This window comes from Delftia sp. WSY_22, from assembly GCF_043104185.1.
GTDB classification, from domain to species: domain Bacteria; phylum Pseudomonadota; class Gammaproteobacteria; order Burkholderiales; family Burkholderiaceae_C; genus Comamonas; species Comamonas tsuruhatensis.
This window is the reverse complement of record NZ_JBICKN010000018.1, coordinates 279,087-297,421: the sequence shown is the minus strand read 5'-3', so window position 1 is coordinate 297,421 and position 18,335 is coordinate 279,087. Positions and strand designations below refer to the sequence as shown.

17 protein-coding genes and 1 pseudogene are annotated in these 18,335 nt (G+C 65.9%); 8 read left to right on the top strand and 10 right to left on the bottom strand.

Annotation, left to right across the window (positions count from 1 at the left end):
* Positions 1–161: 161 nt before the first annotated feature.
* Complete coding sequence (locus tag ACF8NF_RS11215) at positions 162–1,088, top strand: NAD-dependent epimerase/dehydratase family protein (RefSeq protein ID WP_252651980.1); 927 nt, start codon at positions 162–164, stop codon at positions 1,086–1,088.
* Entirely contained in the window at positions 1,085–1,780 is a 696-nt protein-coding gene (locus ACF8NF_RS11210; protein ID WP_310044069.1) for a type 1 glutamine amidotransferase domain-containing protein, read from the top strand. The genes ACF8NF_RS11215 and ACF8NF_RS11210 overlap by 4 nt, the downstream gene beginning before the upstream one ends.
* 25 nt (positions 1,781–1,805) lie before the next feature.
* On the opposite strand, the gene ACF8NF_RS11205 is transcribed toward ACF8NF_RS11210, so the two are convergent.
* Complete coding sequence (locus tag ACF8NF_RS11205) at positions 1,806–2,300, bottom strand: MerR family transcriptional regulator (protein ID WP_310044072.1); 495 nt, start codon at positions 2,298–2,300, stop codon at positions 1,806–1,808.
* A 299-nt stretch (positions 2,301–2,599) separates the two neighbouring features.
* Between ACF8NF_RS11205 and ACF8NF_RS11200 the strand changes: the two genes are divergently transcribed.
* The gene (locus ACF8NF_RS11200; RefSeq protein WP_016446290.1) at positions 2,600–3,091 is read left to right on the top strand and encodes a hypothetical protein; all 492 of its coding nucleotides are present in this window, start codon (positions 2,600–2,602) and stop codon (positions 3,089–3,091) included.
* Positions 3,092–3,188: 97 nt separating this feature from the next.
* Here the strand turns inward: ACF8NF_RS11200 and ACF8NF_RS11195 are convergent, their stop codons facing one another.
* The 5 genes and pseudogenes from ACF8NF_RS11195 to ACF8NF_RS11175 all read right to left on the bottom strand — a co-directional run bounded on the left by ACF8NF_RS11195 (position 3,189) and on the right by ACF8NF_RS11175 (position 6,720).
* A complete protein-coding gene (locus tag ACF8NF_RS11195) occupies positions 3,189–3,797 on the bottom strand; it encodes a DUF4337 domain-containing protein (RefSeq protein ID WP_012206105.1) in 609 nt (202 codons plus the stop codon).
* 100 nt (positions 3,798–3,897) lie between these two features.
* Positions 3,898–4,011, bottom strand: a pseudogene (locus ACF8NF_RS11190) (DUF2256 domain-containing protein); the annotation flags it as partial.
* Between the two features lie 86 nt (positions 4,012–4,097).
* Positions 4,098–5,147, bottom strand: coding sequence for an NAD(P)/FAD-dependent oxidoreductase (locus ACF8NF_RS11185; protein ID WP_244388086.1), 1,050 nt, complete (start codon positions 5,145–5,147; stop codon positions 4,098–4,100).
* Entirely contained in the window at positions 5,144–5,776 is a 633-nt protein-coding gene (locus tag ACF8NF_RS11180) for a lipocalin family protein (protein ID WP_160852366.1), read from the bottom strand. Before ACF8NF_RS11180 ends, ACF8NF_RS11185 begins: the two co-directional genes overlap by 4 nt.
* A complete protein-coding gene (locus ACF8NF_RS11175) occupies positions 5,737–6,720 on the bottom strand; it encodes a MerR family transcriptional regulator (protein WP_392450605.1) in 984 nt (327 codons plus the stop codon). Before ACF8NF_RS11175 ends, ACF8NF_RS11180 begins: the two co-directional genes overlap by 40 nt.
* 259 nt (positions 6,721–6,979) lie before the next feature.
* Between ACF8NF_RS11175 and ACF8NF_RS11170 the strand changes: the two genes are divergently transcribed.
* The 4 genes from ACF8NF_RS11170 (at position 6,980) to ACF8NF_RS11155 (ending at position 13,591) form a co-directional block, all read left to right on the top strand.
* Positions 6,980–8,554 (top strand): methyl-accepting chemotaxis protein, encoded by a 1,575-nt coding sequence (locus tag ACF8NF_RS11170; protein ID WP_392450604.1) that lies wholly within the window; start codon positions 6,980–6,982, stop codon positions 8,552–8,554.
* 459 nt (positions 8,555–9,013) lie between these two features.
* Complete coding sequence (locus tag ACF8NF_RS11165; RefSeq protein ID WP_016446285.1) at positions 9,014–10,321, top strand: dicarboxylate/amino acid:cation symporter; 1,308 nt, start codon at positions 9,014–9,016, stop codon at positions 10,319–10,321.
* A gap of 46 nt (positions 10,322–10,367) precedes the next feature.
* The gene (locus tag ACF8NF_RS11160; RefSeq protein WP_133073555.1) at positions 10,368–12,248 is read left to right on the top strand and encodes an ATP-binding protein; all 1,881 of its coding nucleotides are present in this window, start codon (positions 10,368–10,370) and stop codon (positions 12,246–12,248) included.
* Positions 12,245–13,591, top strand: coding sequence for a sigma-54-dependent transcriptional regulator (locus tag ACF8NF_RS11155; protein ID WP_392450603.1), 1,347 nt, complete (start codon positions 12,245–12,247; stop codon positions 13,589–13,591). The genes ACF8NF_RS11160 and ACF8NF_RS11155 overlap by 4 nt, the downstream gene beginning before the upstream one ends.
* Positions 13,592–13,638: 47 nt before the next feature.
* Here the strand turns inward: ACF8NF_RS11155 and ACF8NF_RS11150 are convergent, their stop codons facing one another.
* The 4 genes from ACF8NF_RS11150 to ACF8NF_RS11135 form a co-directional block, all read right to left on the bottom strand.
* Positions 13,639–14,049 carry a hypothetical protein gene (locus ACF8NF_RS11150; RefSeq protein ID WP_392450602.1) on the bottom strand — a complete coding sequence of 137 codons (411 nt, stop codon included), beginning with the start codon at positions 14,047–14,049 and terminating at the stop codon, positions 13,639–13,641.
* Positions 14,050–14,054: 5 nt separating this feature from the next.
* Positions 14,055–14,513 (bottom strand): T6SS effector amidase Tae4 family protein, encoded by a 459-nt coding sequence (locus ACF8NF_RS11145; protein WP_080518216.1) that lies wholly within the window; start codon positions 14,511–14,513, stop codon positions 14,055–14,057.
* 416 nt (positions 14,514–14,929) lie between these two features.
* Positions 14,930–16,087 carry a mandelate racemase/muconate lactonizing enzyme family protein gene (locus tag ACF8NF_RS11140; RefSeq protein ID WP_392450601.1) on the bottom strand — a complete coding sequence of 386 codons (1,158 nt, stop codon included), beginning with the start codon at positions 16,085–16,087 and terminating at the stop codon, positions 14,930–14,932.
* A 43-nt stretch (positions 16,088–16,130) separates the two neighbouring features.
* Positions 16,131–17,099 carry a tripartite tricarboxylate transporter substrate binding protein gene (locus ACF8NF_RS11135; protein ID WP_343740140.1) on the bottom strand — a complete coding sequence of 323 codons (969 nt, stop codon included), beginning with the start codon at positions 17,097–17,099 and terminating at the stop codon, positions 16,131–16,133.
* A 229-nt stretch (positions 17,100–17,328) separates the two neighbouring features.
* On the opposite strand from ACF8NF_RS11135, the gene ACF8NF_RS11130 reads away from it, so the two are divergent.
* Complete coding sequence (locus tag ACF8NF_RS11130; protein ID WP_392450600.1) at positions 17,329–18,333, top strand: LacI family DNA-binding transcriptional regulator; 1,005 nt, start codon at positions 17,329–17,331, stop codon at positions 18,331–18,333.
* Positions 18,334–18,335: the final 2 nt, after the last annotated feature.

Here is an 18,335-nt window from a genome sequence, read left to right as displayed (position 1 = left end):
CCCGACATGATGGAAGTGCCGGGTTTCTTCAGACAGCCAGCGAGCCGGCAGGGGGCTTCGACCTGATATCAGGGAACTGCAGTTTTGCCGCTTGACCTTCAACTCAAGTTGAAGCTTAAGCTCCATATCCTCTCATCACACAAGATGCTGCAAGGATCGATATGCAAACCATTTTGGGCGCCAATGGCCAGATCGCTGTGGAGCTGGCGCGCGAGCTCCACCGCAACTACACGCAGAACCTGCGCCTGGTCAGCCGCAAGCCGCGCAAGGTGAACGATACGGACGAGCTGGTGTCCGCCGACCTGATGAATTCCGCGCAAACCCTGGAGGCCGTGCGTGGCAGCGAGGTCGTGTACTTCACCGCTGGCCTGCCACCAGACACAGAGTTATGGGAGGGGCAATTTCCTGCCATGCTGCGCAACGCGCTCGATGCCACGCGGGCAGCGGGGGCCAAGTTTGTCTACTTCGACAACACCTACATGTACCCGCAAACCGCGCAGCGGCAGACCGAGGAAACCGCCTTTGCCCCGGTGGGCCGCAAGGGGCGCGTGCGCGCCTTGATGGCCGAGATGGTGCTGGCCGAGATGCAGCGCGGCGATATCCCCGTCGCCATTGCCCGCGCGCCAGAGTTCTACGGCCCCGGCAAAACCCAAAGCATCACCAACACCCTGGTGATCGGCCCGCTCAAGGCGGGCCAGAAGGCCAAAGTGCCGGTGCGTGACGACAAGCTGCGCACCCTGATCTGGACGCCCGATGCAAGCCGCGCCATGGCAGCCATTGGCAATGCGCAAGATGCGTATGGTCAGACATGGCATCTGCCTTGCTGGGACGAGCGGCTGACCTATCAGGCCTTTGTGAACCTGGCGGCTGCAACCTTTGGGGTTGAGCCGCGCTACAAGGTACTGAGCCACCTGGCCATGGTGGTTGCTGGCTGGGTCTCCAAGCCCGTGCGCGAACTGCGTGAACTGCTGCCACGCTACGCGCACGACAATGTGTTTGATTCGTCCAAGTTCAAGCGCCGCTTTCCCGACTTTGCTATCACCAGCTACGCACAGGGCCTCAAGCACATCGCGCAGGAGTCATCATGAGCACGCCACGTATCTTGCATGTCGTCACCAATGTCGCTCATTACGACGACCCTGCGCACGCCACAGGGCTGTGGCTGTCGGAGCTGACCCATGCCTGGGATGTGTTTGCTGCGCAAGGGTATCTGCAGCAACTGGTGAGCCCGCTGGGTGGCGCCGTACCGCTGGAGCCGCGCGCACTCCAATGGCCGCACTTCGATGCTTCGGCCAAAGCCTGGCTCGATGATCCCGCGCGCATGGCCCTGCTGGCGAACACTGCGGCACCTGCCGATATCGATGCGAACGATTTCGATGCCATCTACTTCACCGGAGGGCATGCGGTGATGTGGGATTTTCCCGATAGTGCGGGGCTGCAGCGCATCACACGCAGCATCTGGGAGCGAAGTGGCATCGTTGCATCGGTTTGCCACGGCTACTGCGGCCTGCTCAATACGCAGCTCAGCGACGGCTCTTTGCTGGTCGCGGGCAAACGGGTCACGGGTTTTTCATGGACGGAAGAAATCCTGGCCGGAGTGGCCCGGTCCATGCCCTACAACGCCGAGCAGGAAATGAAGATGCGCGGTGCGCGCTATCAGAAAGCCTTGCTGCCTTTTATGTCGTATGTGGTGGCCGATGGCCGCCTCATCACCGGGCAAAACCCGGGGTCGGCCAAAGCGACTGCAAAGCAGGTGGTGCAGGCTCTGGCAAGGCGCTAGGGCCGCGTTCCAAACTGCCGAAGGCCTATGCCGCGCTTGCCCGCTTCTTGTGTCCGGTGCGCATGAGCTTGCTCATTTTTTCTTCGGCCGCTGCTTCAGAGGCCAGGGATTCGGATTGCTGGGCCAGTACATGGGAGAGCACACGGCGTGCGTTGTCGTGGCAATCCATGTTGTCTGGCCGCGCTTCAATATCGGACAACAAAGCCTGCAACTGCTTTTTGCTGGTCTGCAGCTTTTTCTCCATGGCCTTGATATCGGCAATTTTTTGGCGCAGCGCGCCCACGACGGCCTCATGGTCCCAGCCTTGCAGGCCGGGCGGCAAGAGTGCACGAATTTCATCCAGGCTGAAACCCACGCCCTGCGCCATCGCAATCAGCTCCAGCATCTGCACCATCTCAGGCGGATAGCTGCGGTAGCCATTCAAGCCACGCTCAGCCGCTTGCAGCAGACCGCTTTGCTCATAAAAACGAATGCGTGATGTGGACAGGCCTGTGCGTTTGCTCAGTTCGCCAATGTTCATACGTGACCTCGGCAGGGATGCCTTGACCTTCAATAAGACTTGAAGCTTATCGCATTCGCAAGCCCTTCGCTCCAGCGGCAATTTGCGGCGAGTGCAACGTGCAAGCGAGGCAACCTGACGCAGCTCGGTCAGCCGCTGACCAGCCTGCACGCCTGCTTTGACTGCCGTGGCTACCGTATCTGCCGGGTGTCATGGCCCCGTGGAAGCCGCCGCTTGCGCAATAGACCCCTGCGCGCGAACTGTATGGATGGACAGTAGAATTTCGGGCTCGATAGTTTCCACAAGGGAAGGGTCTGGACATGTCCGCAGAACTCGAACAAGAAGTCGTCTCAATCTTCGAAGACCGCCTTTGGCATCACAACGGCTGGGAGGCCCGCGTCATCAAGAATGAAGACGACGATGGCTGGGCCGTTGCCATGACCCAGGACGGCCAGGCGGAGCCAAGCCTGGTCGGCCCGTGGACCATGGGCCGCGACAAGAAAAATCCCAAGCCGCTGGACGTTTCCGCCTTCAACACGCTCGTGAAGACGGCGCACGAGGTGATGCGCCGGCATGAGCAGCATCTGGCAGCGCAGTTGCACAAGGATGTGCAGATCGTGGTGGGCGGGTCACGCGTGACCGTCTCTCTGGATATCGAGCCCGATGAGGACAATCCCAGCGCCACGCTCACCGCCACTGCCGCCGACGGCAGCGAGCTGGCCAAGGTGGGAGTCAGGCCGGACCATCAGCTCACCCGGACGTCTGCGCAAGCTTGGGCAGAGGCAGGCTACCCCCGTCCCAGCGAGGACTGAGCCGCGGGCAAGGCCGGGGAATCGGGGGGGGGCTGTTTCACAGCTGCCTTCCAGGGCGGATATGCGGATATGCGGCTTTGCGGCTTTGCCACACGCTCTAGATGTGCAGCATGGCCAGCCCGCCCACGCCAAGGCCCAGCGCTGCCACGCCGAGCATGGCGTATTCCAGCCATTTCTTCTTGGTCAGCAGCGCGATGGCTGCAAGGGCAATGGCGACCTGCAGCGCGGTGGTGGCCTGCGCCCAGCGGTGATGCAGGTGCATCTGCATCTCTGACTTCTCGTCCCATTGCCGGGCCTCTGCTTCCAGGCGGTCGGCATCGCGCTTGATGTCGTCCTTTTCCTTTTCGTAGCGCTCCACCTTGGCCTGGTAGGCCGCCCGCCTGTCCTCCGTGGTCGCCAGATCACGCGCGAACTCGGACAGCGATTGCTTGGTGCTCTTGGCCTGGAAGAAGGCCCACTGGTTGGCCGCTTCGGTCTTCTTGATGGCTGCGTCGTTCTTGTACAGCCCGGCATTGGCCTGGGTGGCGCCGCCCATGTACGCGAAGATGGCGCCCACCGTGGCGATGACTGCCGTGCACATGGCGATCTGGTTGGTCAGGCTGCCGCCGCCGATGCCGTGGTGGGCGGTTTGGCCATGCTCGCCCTGGGCAGCATGTTCGAGTTCGTGATCGTGTGGGCCGTGGACGTGAAAGCCGCCGGAAGACATAGGTGCCAATTCCTTGATGCAATGGGGTGGCGCATTATGGGGCCGGCCTTGCGACAATCCAGGGCTCCCAGGATGTGCGGGCGCATGGCCCGCTTGGAGGTCAGCGCCTTGGCTGACGGCCTGCAGATGGGGGAGTGGGATCAGGCGGCAGTCGCGCGTTGCGGCAGCGCTGCGAGCAGTATTTGACCTCGTCCCAATCACGTGCCCATTTTTTGCGCTATGTGAACGCAAGACCGCAGCACGCACACAGCTTGGAGGGAAGGTGGGGCTTCTTGTGCATGGCGCGGGCGTTCCTGCAGTTCAGCGCGTCAGCGTGGCCAGGGCGCGCCGGGCCAGCGCCCGTCCGCTGAGCCAGGCGCCTTCGACGCCTGCGCCGCACATCCAGTCGCCGCACAGGCCCAGGCCCGCAGGCGCGTCCCACCAGCAGCGGTTGACCAGGTGGGGTGCCGGCAGCGCATAGCGCCAGCGGTGGGCAGTGACGCGCAGGCCGCCTGGCAGGGAGTCGGACAGAGAGCCGGCCAGGGCCTCGAATGCCTGCAGCAGTTGCCGGGCCACGGATTCAGCGTCCGATTCGATGTGATCCTGGCTCCACCGTGCACTGGCATGCAGTACCCAGGTCTGCTGCCCTTGTTGCCCTTGCCGCCCTGGCTTGGCGCTGTCGCGTGCCACCCAGCACAGCGGGCCATCCGTGATTTCTGCCGCATCCCAGTCCAGCGGCAGGGGGGCGTCGGTGCGCAGCATGGCCACCCAGCAAGGCTGCATGCGTGCGCTGGCGGCCAGTGCCGCAGCATAGGGCGAGACCGGCTCCAGCAAGGCTGCCGCCTGCGGTGCAGGCACTGCCAGCACCAGGGCGCAGTATTCCGGCCCCATCTGCCCTTGTTCGGCACAGTGCACTGTCCAGCGGGCAGGCCCGTGCTGCAAATGCTGCACCGTGGCCTGCAGGTGCAGCCGTACGCCATGCCCCTGCTGTCCAAGCCGCTGGACAAGAAACGCTGCGGGAGAGGTCATGCGCGGCACGCCCACCCAGCGGTCGGGGCCTGCCTCTGCGGGCACCGCGTCTGTGCCCTGCAGGCGCACTGCGCGCGGACGCCAGGCGGCGACAACGCCGTGCTGCTCCCACTGGCGCACCTCCTGCACGAACTCCGGGTCCTGGGCTGCAAACGATGGGGCGCCGTGATCGCACTGCCACGCACCCTGCGGATCCTGCGCGCGCCGTGTGCTCATGCGCCCGGATGGGCCTCGGCTTTTCTCGAAGATATCCACGCGGCAGCCAGCCTCGGCCAGCAACTGTGCGCAGGCCAAACCCGCCATTCCTGCGCCGATCACCGCGACGGGGGGCAGGCTGTTCACAAGGCCTCCTGGCTGCGCGCTTCCTGGTGCCGATCATGGCTGACCCAGATCAGCGCGCCGGTATCGACGCCCAGTTCCGCGGCCTTGGCGACGATGGATTGCAGGGTCTGCGGGGGCAGTTTCGGCTCCCTGGCCAGTATCCAGCAGTACTGCGTGTCCGGCCCGAGGACCAGCGCCCAGCGGTAGTCAGGGTCCAGGGCGGCCACATGGTAGCCGCCGTAGAACGGACCGAAGAAGGAGACCTTGAGCGAAGCCGTGTCCGGCTTGCCCGTGAACAGGGCCTTGCCGACGGCGCGCTGCCACTGGCCCCGGGGCACGGAAAACCCCCGGTTCACCACCTTCACGCTGCCGTCTGCCTGCGGCGTGTACTCGGCGGTCACATCGGTCATGCCCCGCTCGAAACCATGGTCCAGCCGTGCCAGTTCGTACCACAGGCCCTGGTAGCGCTGCAGGTCGAACGGTGAGACGGGCGTGACCGAGCCTGGCGGGCGCATGCTGGCGCAACCGCTGGCCAGCAGGCCGGCGCCAAGGGTCGCTGCCAGCAGGGTGCGCCGCCTGGCGATGAAGACGGGGCGGGGGGCGGGAAAGTTCATGCGGATGTCCTTGATGTTCTTGTCGTCTGCCGCCATCGGGCGACCAGCGGTTGCAGATCCGTGAGATGGCGCACCGGCGTGATGCCCGTGACAGGGTTGGAATAGAGCGCCGGGCATGCTCCACCGGCCCACAACTCGATGGCCGGCGGCAGGTGGCTGCGCAGCTCGCCCAGGCAAGCCTGCGCCATCGCTCCGTTGTGCGCGCTGCTGAAGCTCAGCCCCACGATGTCGGCGCGATGCGCCCGCGCGGCCTGTGCCACGTCGCCGATGGGCGTCTGGGTGCCCAGCGATACGCAGTTGCAGCCTTCCAGGGTCAGCAGGGCTTCGACCATGAGCAGCCCAAGTCCATGCATCTCCTGCGGCAGCGTGGTCAGCAACACCTTGGGCGCGGGCGGCGGGGAAGGCGGGACGAGCGAGGCGATCGCCTGCCTCAAGACGCCGGTGAGCACCTCGGTGTACAGGTGCTCTTCGAACACTTCAAAACGCCCCTGTGCCCAGAAATCGCCGACCGCCGTGGTCAGCGGGGCCACGAGCGTGGTCACGAAACCGGCCAGGCCCATGCGCGACTGGGCCAGGCTCAGGCAATGCCTGAGCTGGGCGGGATCATGGGCAGCAATGGCGTTGAGCATGGGTGCAAAGCGTTCAGAGTCTGCTGCATTCTCTGAATTTGTCCTGGACAAATCCATGGCTGGCGAGGTGTCGGCGCGGGCCAGCAGCGCCTGCAGGCCGTCCAGGTCCACCCCCATCAGCTTGCTGGGGCGCAGCCCCGTATCCATGAGCCGCCGGATCAGGGTCAGTTGTCGAACCTGGTCTGCCGGGTAGCGGCGATCGCCTGCCGAATCCCGTTCAGGCCTTGGAAAGCCGTAGCGTCTTTCCCAGACACGCAGGGTGTCCTTGGCAAGTCCGGTCTCGCGTTCGACGGCCGAGATGGGCAGCCCGGGACCAGGCGCCAAAGGCAGGGGGTCAGAAAGTGGCGTCATTGATCTGAAGGGAACAAAACGTCCGGCCATGGCCGGAATGTTTTGAGGGATTTTGCGAATTGTCTAGGACAAAAATATGTTTTGTCCAATATATTACATAGAGAAACAAAGCGCAGGCCTGCTGGCCGCCACCCGGCAGCCGCTGGCGCGAGTGCTCTGTAGATCCCGGCCAGGAGATGACTGCCCCAGGCGCAGGCGAGGCTTGACATCGTGATCGCCGCGCCCGTGTGCAGTCTTTCCGGCCACGCAGTCCGTACCGATGATCATCATGAATTTGTCCAACTGGCCACTGGCCCGCCGTCTCGCAGCTGCCTTCGCATGCGTCATCGCCATTTTTCTTCTTGTCATCGCGCTGGCCGTGAGCAGCCAGGCCCGGCTCAAGGAGGCCCAGCAATGGAACGAGCACACCTTCAAGGTGATGTCCCAGGGACAGCGCATGCTCACGGGCATGGTCAACATGGAGACGGCCTCGCGGGGCTATCTCCTGTCGGGCGACTCCCGTTTTCTGGCCCCCTGGGACGAAGGACTCAAGGAGTTCGAGGCCTCCTGGCAGGAGGCCGTACGCCTGACCGAGGACAACCCCGCCCAGCAGCGCCGGCTCGACGGAATCCGGCTGCGCCACCGTGAATTCGTGCAGGCGGTGCAGCCGCTGCAGGCGCTGCGGCGGCAAGTTCAGGACGGCACGGCGACCGTCGAGGATCTGGTTCGCGAGTTCTCCCTGGGGCGCGAGAAGGCGGCCATGGATGGGCTGCGCGCACTGCAGGCGGACCTGGTGCGGGAGGAGGAGCAGCTCATGGCCGAGCGCCTGACACGCACCGAGTCGCTGGCGGCAATGACGCTGGCGTTCGAGCTGGGGGGCGCGCTGGTGGCCGTCGTGCTGGCCGCCTTGCTGGGCACCTGGGTCACGCGCTCCATCACCGGCCCCATCGGCCGGGCCATCCAGGTGGCACGCGCGGTGGCCTGCGGGGATCTGACGCAGCGGGTGGAGGCCACCACCCATGATGAAGTGGGGACCCTGCTGCGCAGCCTCGGCGAGATGAGTGATGCGCTATCGCAGGTCGTGGCCGTCGTGCGCAGCGGCAGCGAATCCGTGGCAAGTGCAAGCACGCAGATTGCCCAGGGCAACACCGACCTGTCCTCGCGAACCGAGAGCCAGGCCAGCGCGCTTGAACAGACGGCGGCCTCCATGGAGCAGCTCGGAGCGACCGTGACCCAGAACGCGGATGGCGCGGGCAAGGCCAACGCGCTCGCGCAGCAGGCCAGCGGCGTGGCCGGGCAGGCGGGCGAGGTGGTCACCCAGGTCGTGGACACGATGAAGGGCATCAGTGAAAGTTCGCGCCGCATCGCCGACATCATCAACGTCATTGACGGCATCGCGTTCCAGACCAACATCCTGGCGCTGAACGCTGCGGTGGAGGCTGCGCGTGCCGGTGAACAGGGCCGCGGCTTCGCTGTGGTGGCCTCCGAGGTCCGCAGCCTGGCCGGCCGCAGCGCGGCGGCGGCCAAGGAGATCAAGGCCCTGATCTCCGACAGCGTCGAGCGGGTCGAGCAGGGCTCTGTGCTGGCCGACCGCGCGGGGGGCACCATGGCTGAAGTGGTGATGAGCATACGCAGCGTCACCGACCTCATGGGCGAGATCAGCGCGGCTTCTGCCGAACAACGCAGCGGCGTGGCACAAGTGGGTGAGGCGGTCACGCAGATGGACCAGGCGACGCAGCAAAATGCGGCCCTGGTGGAGGAAATGGCGGCGGCAGCCACGAGCCTGCGCCAGCAGGCGCATGACCTTGTGCAGTCCGTGAGCGTTTTTCGCCTGGGGCCCCAGACGCAGGGTTGAGGCAGGGATGGCGCAGGGTGTGATGCACCTGGTGAAGACGCGGTGCGGGACTTTGGGAGAGCGGGCCTCTCTACAGGCGCCGGAGCATCAGCCGCTGCTGCCGTCCTGCCCGGGCACCGGCCGGCGTTCAAACAGTTGCGCCATGGCCCGGGAGGGCCGGAGCCCGCAGATCGCGCCATCCGGTTTTCCGAACGGAGCCTGCATTTCATTGTTCGGATTTCCGTTCCACCTTATGCATAAAAGTAAGGTCGATATAGGCGAATCAAGCAGTTAGCGCGTGGCGCAGGTGCCGGATGCGGCTGGCACGGTCTGTGCACTGTCAGGCGCAGGCCACGTGCGTCGTGGTTGTGTGTGCAGGGAGACAAGCCCGTCTTCGCAATGGCATCCGGCAGAGGCCCGGGGGCTGCGGCGGACCGGGCTCGCTTGCAAGACCGAAATACGTCCAACGAAAAAATCCGCATGAAATTCAATCGCTTGACCACCATGGTGCTCGTGGCCATGGTCCTCGGCGTGCTGGTGGGCTATGCCTGCAACAGCTACGCGCCCACGCCCGAGGCCGCCAAGGAAATCGCCAGCTACTTCGGCATCCTCACCGATGTCTTCCTGCGCATGATCAAGATGATCATCGCGCCCCTGGTGTTCGCCACCCTGGTGTCGGGCCTGGCCAACATGGGCGACGCCAAGGCCGTGGGCCGCATCGGCGGCCGCGCGCTGGGCTGGTTCATCGTGGCCTCGTTCTGCTCGCTGGCCATCGGCCTGATCTATGCGAACGTGCTGCAGCCCGGCCATGGCCTGAGCGTGGCCCTGCCGTCGTCGGCTGAGGGCCTGAACCTCAAGACCTCGGCGCTGAACCTCAAGGACTTCATCGCCCATGTGTTCCCCAAGAACATCTTCGAGGCCATGGCGACCAACGAGGTGCTGCAGATCCTGGTGTTCGCGCTGTTCTTCGGCATTGCGCTGGGCAACCTGCACAACCAGGCCGCGCGTTCCATGGTGGGCCTGATGGACGAAGTGGTCCACATCATGCTCAAGGTCACCGACTACGTGATGCGCTTCGCCCCCGTGGGCGTGTTCGGCGCCGTGGCCGGCACCATCACCATCCATGGCCTGGGCATGCTGTCGGTGTTCGGCAAGTTCATGCTGTGCTTCTACCTGGCCCTGGCCACGCTGTGGGTGCTGCTGATCGTGGCCGGCTACGTCGTGCTGGGCCGTGACATCTTCCGCCTGCTGAACCTGATCCGCGGCCCGCTGCTGGTGGGCTTTTCCACGGCCAGCAGCGAATCGACCTATCCCAAGCTGATGGAGCAGCTGGAGAAGTTCGGCATCAAGCCGCGCATCATCGGCTTCGTGCTGCCGCTGGGCTACTCGTTCAATCTCGATGGCTCCATGGTCTACACCACCTTCCTGGCCATCTTCATCGCCCAGGCCTACGGCATCGACATGACGCTGACGGCCCAGATCACCATGCTGCTGGTGCTGATGGTCTCCAGCAAGGGCATTGCCGGCGTGCCGCGCGCCTCGCTGGTGGTGGTGGCCGCCGTGCTGCCCATGTTCGGCCTGCCCGAGGCCGGCATCCTGCTGATCCTGGGCATCGACCATTTCCTGGACATGGGCCGCACGCTGACCAATGTGCTGGGCAATGCCATTGCCACGGCCGTGGTGGCCAAGTGGGAAGGCGCGGTCGATCCGAATGCCACCACGGACGACGACGAGTCGCTGCTGCCCATGGAGCACTCCCAGGAAGGGCGGCCCGCTGTCTCGGCCTGAGGCCCAGGCGGCGCTGGGGGGCACTGATAACATTGGTGCCTTCACCATGCCCGCCCGCCGCCCCCTGCGCCAGCTCATCCTGCTTTTGCTGTGGCTTGCCCTGAGCGGGCTGAGCGGCTGGGGTGCGTACCTGATGGCGCAGCGGCTGGGCATCGCCGATCTGCGTGCCACGGGCATGCACCGGCTGGAGCTGTACGGCGCCAGCCTGCAGCGCGAGATCGGCAAATACGCCTTCCTGCCCGACGTGCTGGCACTGGAAGGCAATGTGCAAAGGCTGCTGGCCGAGCCCGGCGACGAGCAGCTCACCAACCGCGTCAACGCCTACCTGGAGCAGCTCAACGACCGCGCGGGCACGCTGACCGCCTACCTGGTCGATGCGCGCGGCCACGTCGTGGCCTCCAGCAACTGGCGGCGCTCCGACAGCTACATGGGCGAGGACCTGAGCTTTCGCCCCTACTACCGCACGGCCATGGCCACGGGCAGCGCGCGCTTCTTCGGCATAGGCACCACGCGCGGCGAGCCCGGCTACTACCTGGCCTCCACCCTGGGCGACGACACCCACACGCTGGGCGTGGCCGTGGTCAAGGTCAGCCTGGACCAGCTGGAGCAATCGTGGTCCACGGTGGAGGCGCCCGTGCTGGTGGGCGACGAGAACGGCGTCGTCATCCTGGGCACGGTCTCCGACTGGAAATTCACCACCTTGCGCACGCTGGACGAGGGCACGCGCGCCGCCTTCGACCACACGCGCCAGTACAACCGCCGCGCGCTGGAGCCGCTGGGCCTGCAGGTGCTGCGCGACCTGGGCCAGGGCGCGCGCCTGGTGCGCATTGCCCGCCATGGCGAGGAATCGCCGGGCTCGGTCTACCCGGTCAGCGGCCGCTTCCTGGCCCAGTCGCGCCAGCTGCCGGGCACGCCCTGGACGATCACCGTGCTATCGCACCTGGAGCAGGTCGACCAGCTGGCCCAGAGCCGCGCGCTGGCCGCGGCCGTGGGCGCGGCCTTTGTGCTGCTGCTGGCCATGATGGTCAACGAGCGCCGCCGCCACCTGCGCGACCGGCTGGCCGCGCGCGAGGCGCTGCAGGCCGCGCACGACGAGCTCGAGCGCAAGGTGGAGCAGCGCACGGCCGACCTGTCGGCCGCCAACGAGGCGCTGCAGGCCGAGGTGGCCGAGCGCACCCACGCCGAGGCCACGCTGCGCGCCGCCCAGGACGAACTGGTGCAGGCCGGCAAGCTGGCCGTGATAGGCCAGCTGTCCACGGGCGTGGCCCATGAACTCAACCAGCCGCTGACGGCTCTGCGCACCCTGGCCGGCAACAGCCAGCGCTTTCTGGAGCGCGGCGATACCGAAACCACGCGCGTGAACCTGGAGCGCATGGCGCAACTGGCCGACCGCATGGGCCGCATCACCGGCCAGCTGCGCAACTTCGCGCGCAAGTCCAGCGGCGCCAGCCAGGCCGTGTCGCTGGCGCGTGCCCTGGACAATGCGCTGGCCGTGCTGGAGTCGCGCGTGGCCGAGACCGGCGCCCGCATCCTGCGCGATGACGGCGTGCCCGAGGCCGTGGCCTGGTGCGACCGCAACCGCATCGAGCAGGTGCTGATCAACTTGATCAACAATTCCCTGGACGCCATGCGCGGCCAGCCCGCGCCCTGCCTGGAGCTGGCCTGCGCCGTGGCCGATGGCCGCGCCCAGGTCACCGTGCGCGACCACGGGCCGGGCCTGAGCGAAGCGGCGCAGGCCCATCTGTTCCAGCCGTTTTTCACCACCAAGGAAGAGGGCGTGGGCCTGGGCCTGGGGCTGGCGCTGTCGGCCGGCATCGTGCGTGAATGCGGCGGCACGCTGACGGGCAGCAACCATCCGGGCGGCGGCGCCGTCTTCACGCTGAGCCTGGCCCTGGCTCCCTCCACACCCTCTGCCGACACACCATGACCGACGCCCTCAAAGTCCTGATCATCGAGGACGACCCCGACATCGTGCTCGGCTGCGAGCAGGCGCTGCAGCTCGAAGGCATCGCCTGCGAAAGCGTGGGCAGCGCCGAGCAGGCGCGCCGGCGCCTGTCGCGCGACTTCGCGGGCATCGTAGTCAGCGACATCCGCCTGCCGCGCATGGACGGCATGGCCTTCCTGCGCGAACTGGTGGCCATGGATGCCGAGCTGCCCGTGGTGCTGATCACCGGCCACGGCGACATCTCCATGGCCGTGCAGGCCATGAAGGACGGTGCCCAGGACTTCATCCAGAAACCCTTCGCCCCCGAAACCCTGGTCGGCGCCGTGCGCCGCGCCCTGGAGCGCCGCCGCCTGGTGCTGGAGGTGCGCGCGCTGCGCCAGCAACTGCAGCAGCGCGACAGCCTGGAGCACCGGCTGATAGGGCGCGCGCCCAACATGCGCCAGCTGCGCCAGATGCTCACGGGGCTGGCGCAAAGCGCGGCCGATGTGCTGATCCAGGGCGAGACCGGCACGGGCAAGGAACTGGTGGCGCGCTGCCTGCACGAGGCCAGCGCGCGGCGCGATGGCAACTTCGTGGCCGTCAACTGCGGCGGCCTGCCCGACACGCTGTTCGACAGCGAAATGTTCGGCAGCGAGGCCGGCGCCTATACCGGCGCGGGCAAGAAGCGCATCGGCAAGCTGGAGCACGCCAGCGGCGGCACGCTGTTCCTGGACGAGATCGAGAGCATGCCCGTGCCCATGCAGATCAAGCTGCTGCGCGTGCTGCAGGAGCGTGTGCTGGAGCGCCTGGGCTCCAACACCCTTATTCCCATCGACTGCCGCGTGATCGCGGCCACCAAGGTGGATTTGCTCGAACTCAGCAGGCAGGGCCTGTTCCGCGCCGACCTCTACTACCGCCTGAACGTGGCCACCGTCTCGTTGCCGCCGCTGCGCGAGCGGCGCGAGGACGTGCCGCTGCTGTTCGAGCATTTCGCGCTGCAGGGCGCGGCGCGCCACCAGCGGCCCGTGCCCGAGCTGACCACCGCGCGCGTGCAGCAGTTGCTGGGCTATGACTGGCCCGGCAACGTGCGCGAGCTGCGCAACGTGGCCGAGCGCACGGTGCTGGGCATCGAGGCCGGCTCGCCCCCCTTCGGCCAGCCGGCCGGCACCACCGGGCAGGACACCGCGCCCCGGCCGCTGTCCGCCACCGTCGAGGCCTTCGAGCGCGCCCTCATCGCCGACGCCCTGCGCCGCCACGGCGGCAGCCTGGCGCGCACGGCCGAAGCCCTGTCCATGCCCAAGACCACGCTGCACGACAAGATCCGCAAGTACGGGCTGGATGGGTAGGGGCTGGTTGCCCGCCTCCAACCCGGATTTTCGGGAAACGGCTTGGCCTACCTGGATTCGTAGGACGGGCGCAGTGCCGCAATCGCCTTTTGAATCGCAGCGCGCACGGCGGGCCGGTCGATCACCTCGCCACAGTGCAGCACGGGCAATGGCTTGCCCTGCCCGGGACGGGTTTCGTCGCGCATGACGGCCATATCGCCGTTGGCGCCCTTGGTGTTCTCCCTCTGCACCTGTTCGGCAATGCCCGCCAGCACTTCGATATCCCCGTGCATGCGCTGCACGACAACGGATGCCCAGGCATCTCCTTGGTCCTTGAGATAGGGCTCAGTCTGCTGGGTCAGGCAGCTTGCGATGGCATAGCTTTCAACGTCGCGCTGCACTTGCGTGCGAGCGCCACCTGCGGGATTCGTGTCTGGGGTGCATCCGGCGATGACCAGACCACATGCCAGCAAAGCCATGCGCATCAAGTGAGCTCCCAAAATTCACCAAGTGAAGTTTTGATGGATGGGTTGTCCGGATTTGTGTAAGTGGAGTAGTTGTCATAGCCCGGTTCACGATAATGGACTCCATTCCATAAGGCGATATGACCTGTGGCGCCACTCCAGTTCACGCTGAAGGCAATGATGCCTTTCAGGCCGCGAAATTTGTCATCATATGGGCTGACGGCATCAGTGGATGGTTTGCCAAGTGATTTCAAAAGATAGGATCGAAAATCTGCTACGCCATAAATGATGCGAGAACCGTCTTTTGTTCCCAATGTCCGTGCACCAGCCGTACCCGCCAAGGCTGCGTTGATCGGCGCACCGGCCTTGTTGAAGGCAACGCTCAACCGGCTGGCACATGTGTTTCCATTGGGACCGAAGCCTGGTAAGTAGATATTTTTCTCGGCAGCACCACCCAGTTCTGTGTATAGATCTTTCATGGTCTTGAATCTGACGTGGTCAGGAAACTCCTGCCATAGCCGATGAAAATTTGGTTTGATCAAAATTAGCCTTTCGTTGCTATACGCCAATCTTCATGTCGATCCCGCAAAGTGATGGAGAGTGTCCGGGCTGGCTGCAATCGGGACGGGGGCTTACCACTCGCATTTTTCCCTTGATCGGCAGGCTGGCGTGCAGGTTTGCAATCCCCAATGGGGCGGATCGTTGTCTGGCGGCAAGCATCGTAACAATCTTCTGTCCGACCTTTTCTTTTTTGTTTCAGGTAATTACATCTATCTCGAATGGCCGCTGGAATGAAAGTAGGTCCCATTGAGTCTGGGCCTACTCCAGTGACTGATGGCGCGATTTCTCTGCAGTACGGGGCGTAAGCCTTTGAGGCCTGACGCCCCCAATTCCCTCAACCCCGCTCCCCGAACTCCACGCTTTCGCGCGTCCAGTGCCGTGCCTGCTCGCTCAGGCTCAGCCCCAGGCCAGGGCGGGTGGGCACGAGTATGCGGCCATTGGCGATTTCCAGGCGTTCGTTGAACAGCGGCTCCAGCCAGTCGAAGTGTTCCACCCAGGGCTCGTTGGCGCAGGTGGCGGCAAGGTGCACGTGCAGTTCCATGGCGAAGTGGGGCGCCAGGCTCAGGTGGGCCAGTTCGGCCTGGGCGGCGATTTGCAGGAAGGGCGTGATGCCGCCCACGCGCGGCGCGTCGGGCATGAGGAAGTCGGCGCTGCGGTGGCGTATGAGATCGCCGTGCTCGGCGGCGCTGGTCAGCATCTCGCCGGTGGCAATCGGCGTGTCGAAGCGCGCGGCCAGCGCGGCGTGGCCTTCGTGGTCGTAGGCGTCCAGCGGCTCCTCGATCCAGACCAGGTTGAATTCCTCGAAGACACGGCACATGCGCTGGGCCGTGGGGCGGTCCCATTGCTGGTTGGCATCGACCATGATGGGCGCGGCATCGCCCAGGTGGGCGCGCATGGCCTCCACGCGCCGTATGTCCAGCGCGCAGTCGGGCTGGCCCACCTTGAGCTTGATGCCGCCAATGCCGCGCTCCAGCGAGGCGCTGGCGTTGCGCTTGAGTTCATCGAGCGGCGTGTGCAAAAAGCCTCCCGAGGTGTTGTAGCAGCGCACGGATTCGCGCTGCGAGCCCAGCAGCTTGGACAGCGACAGGCCCGCGCGGCGCGCCTTGATGTCGTACAGCGCCACGTCGAAGGCCGCGATGGCCTGCACGGCCAGCCCGCTGCGGCCGACGGAGGCGCCGGCCCAGCACATGCGCGTCCACAGCCGCGCAATGTCGCTGGGGTCTTCGCCCAGCAGGGTGGGCGCGATCTCGCTGGCATGGGCGAACTGGCCGGGGCCGCCTGCGCGCTTGGCGTAGCTCAGGCCCAGGCCCCGGTGGCCGTCGCGGGTCTGGATCTCGGCGAACAGCATGGCGACCTCGGTCATGGGCTTTTGGCGGCCCGTGAGCACCTTGGCATCGCTGATGGGCCGGGCCAGGGGGAGGTAGCAGGACGACAGGCGTATCCACTGGATGCGGTCCTGGCTGGTGGTTTCGGAGAGCGCGGAAGAAGTCATGGCTGCGGGAGTGCGGGGGTTGGGAAAAGGACAGGGGCAGGCATCAGTCGATGCTGATCTTTCCGGCCTCGATGACCGACTTCCAGCGAGCGTATTCCTGGCGCTGGAACTCGGCGAACTGCTGGGGCGTGCCGGCCACCATCTCGTAGCCGATGGAGACGAACTGCTCGCGCACCCGGGGATCGTTGAGCGCCTCGACAAAGGCCGCATGGGCCTTGTCGCGCAGCGCAGGCGGCAGGCCCTTGGGCGCGACGATGGCCTGCCAGGAGGCGACCTCCACGTTCTTCACCCCGGCCTCGGCCAGCGTGGGCAGGTCCGGCAGCACGGGCGAGCGGCGCGGGCTGGTTACGGCCAGGGCACGCATCTTGCCGGCCCGGATGTGCTGTATCACGGCATTGATGTTCTGGAACGAGGCATCGACCTGGCCGCCGATCAGGTCGGCATGGGCCGGTGCGCCACCCTTGTAGGGGATGTGCACGCCCTGGGTGCCCGTCTGCTGCCAGAACAGTTCGGCCGTCAGGTGGTCGCTGGAGCCGTGGCCGGCCGAGGCAAAGCTCATCTTGCCCGGATGGGCCTTGAGGTGGGCGACCACGTCGGCCACGCTGTTGTGCGGCGAGCTTGCGGGCACGACCAGCACGTTGGGCGACTGCACGGCCACGGTGATCAGGTCGAAGTCCTTGAGCGCGTCGTAGGGCAGGTTCTTGATCAGGTGGGGCACGATGACCAGCGGGCCCAGCGAGGTGACGAGAAAGGTCTGCCCGTCCGCCGCCGCGCGCTGCACGAAGGCCGCGCCGATGGTGCCCGTGGCGCCGGCCTTGTTCTCCACCACGAAGGACTGCCTGAGCTTGTCGCCCAGCCTGGGCGCCACGGCGCGCGCGACCTGGTCGGTGGAGCCGCCGGCGGGGAAGGGCACGACCAGGGTGACCGGCCTGTCTGGCCAGGCCTGGGCCGACGCAGAAAAGGCAGCGAGTGCGGCCAGGGCCAGCGCCATGGCACGAAGAATGTGATTCATCTTGTCTCCTGATTTGTGAATGACATCGTTGTCATTTCCGGGGAAATGAAAAAGCGCCGATGCCATTTTTTAGATGCAAGGATTTGCGCTTTCAGCAAAATGATATCGTTGTCATTTTGGCTGTCAATCACGATTTCTGCGATGCAGGGCAGGCCTGGCGCCCGTGCGTAGAGGGCGGTCTGCTATCTTCAGGCCCGTCCCCGATACCCGCCCGCGATCGCGCTTGCCCATGAACACACCCACACCCCCCAGGCCCGCCACGCTGCACGACGTGGCCGAGGCGGCCGGCGTCTCGCTGATCACGGCCTCGCGCGCCCTGGGCAATCCTTCCATCGTTTCGGAGAAGACGCGCGAGCGCGTGCGCCAGGCCGTGGAGGCCACGGGCTACATCCCCAACCTGCTGGCCGGCGGGCTCAAGTCCCGCCGCAGCCGCATGGTGGCCGGCGTGGTGCCCGCGCTGTCGGTGTCGCAGTTCCTGCCCACGGTGCAGTCATTGACGGCCACGCTGGCGCAGGAGGGCTATCAGCTGCTGCTGGGCCAGACCTTCTACGACGAGCAGCGCGAGGAGGAGGTGCTCAACGCCATGATCGGGCGCCAGCCCGACGGCATTGTGATGATGGGCCTGGTGCAGTCCGGCAAGGCGCGCGAGCAGCTGCGCAGGACCGGCATTCCCGTGGTGGAAACCTGGGACTTCAGCGACCGGCCGCTGGACATGGTGGTGGGCTTTTCCCACCTGAAGGTGGGCAGCGCGCTGGCCGGCTATTTCCTCTCGCGCGGCCTGCAGCGCGTGGGCATGGCCACGGGCAGCGACCACCGGGCCCAGCAGCGGCGCGAGGGCTTTCTTGCAGCCTGGGGCCGCGAGGTGCCCACGGTCACCGTGTCCGCGCCCGGCAGCCTGGAGCTGGGCCGGCAGGCGCTGGACCAGTTGCTGGCGCAGCAGCCTGATCTGCAGGCCGTGGTCTGCAGCTCGGACATGCTGGCCCACGGCATTTTGGTGGAAGCCCAGGCGCGCGGCCTGCGCGTGCCCGTGGATCTGGCCGTCTCGGGCTTCGGCAATGCCGATTTCGCGGCCCATCTGCTGCCGTCGCTGACCACCGTGCATGTGGACGGGCCGGGCATAGGCCGCCTGGCCGCCGAACTCGTGCTGGCACGCTGCCAGGGCCGCAGTGCCGGGCGCTCGGCGTTCGACCTGGGGTTCGAGCTGATCGAGCGGGATTCGACCCGCCTGGCTTAGAG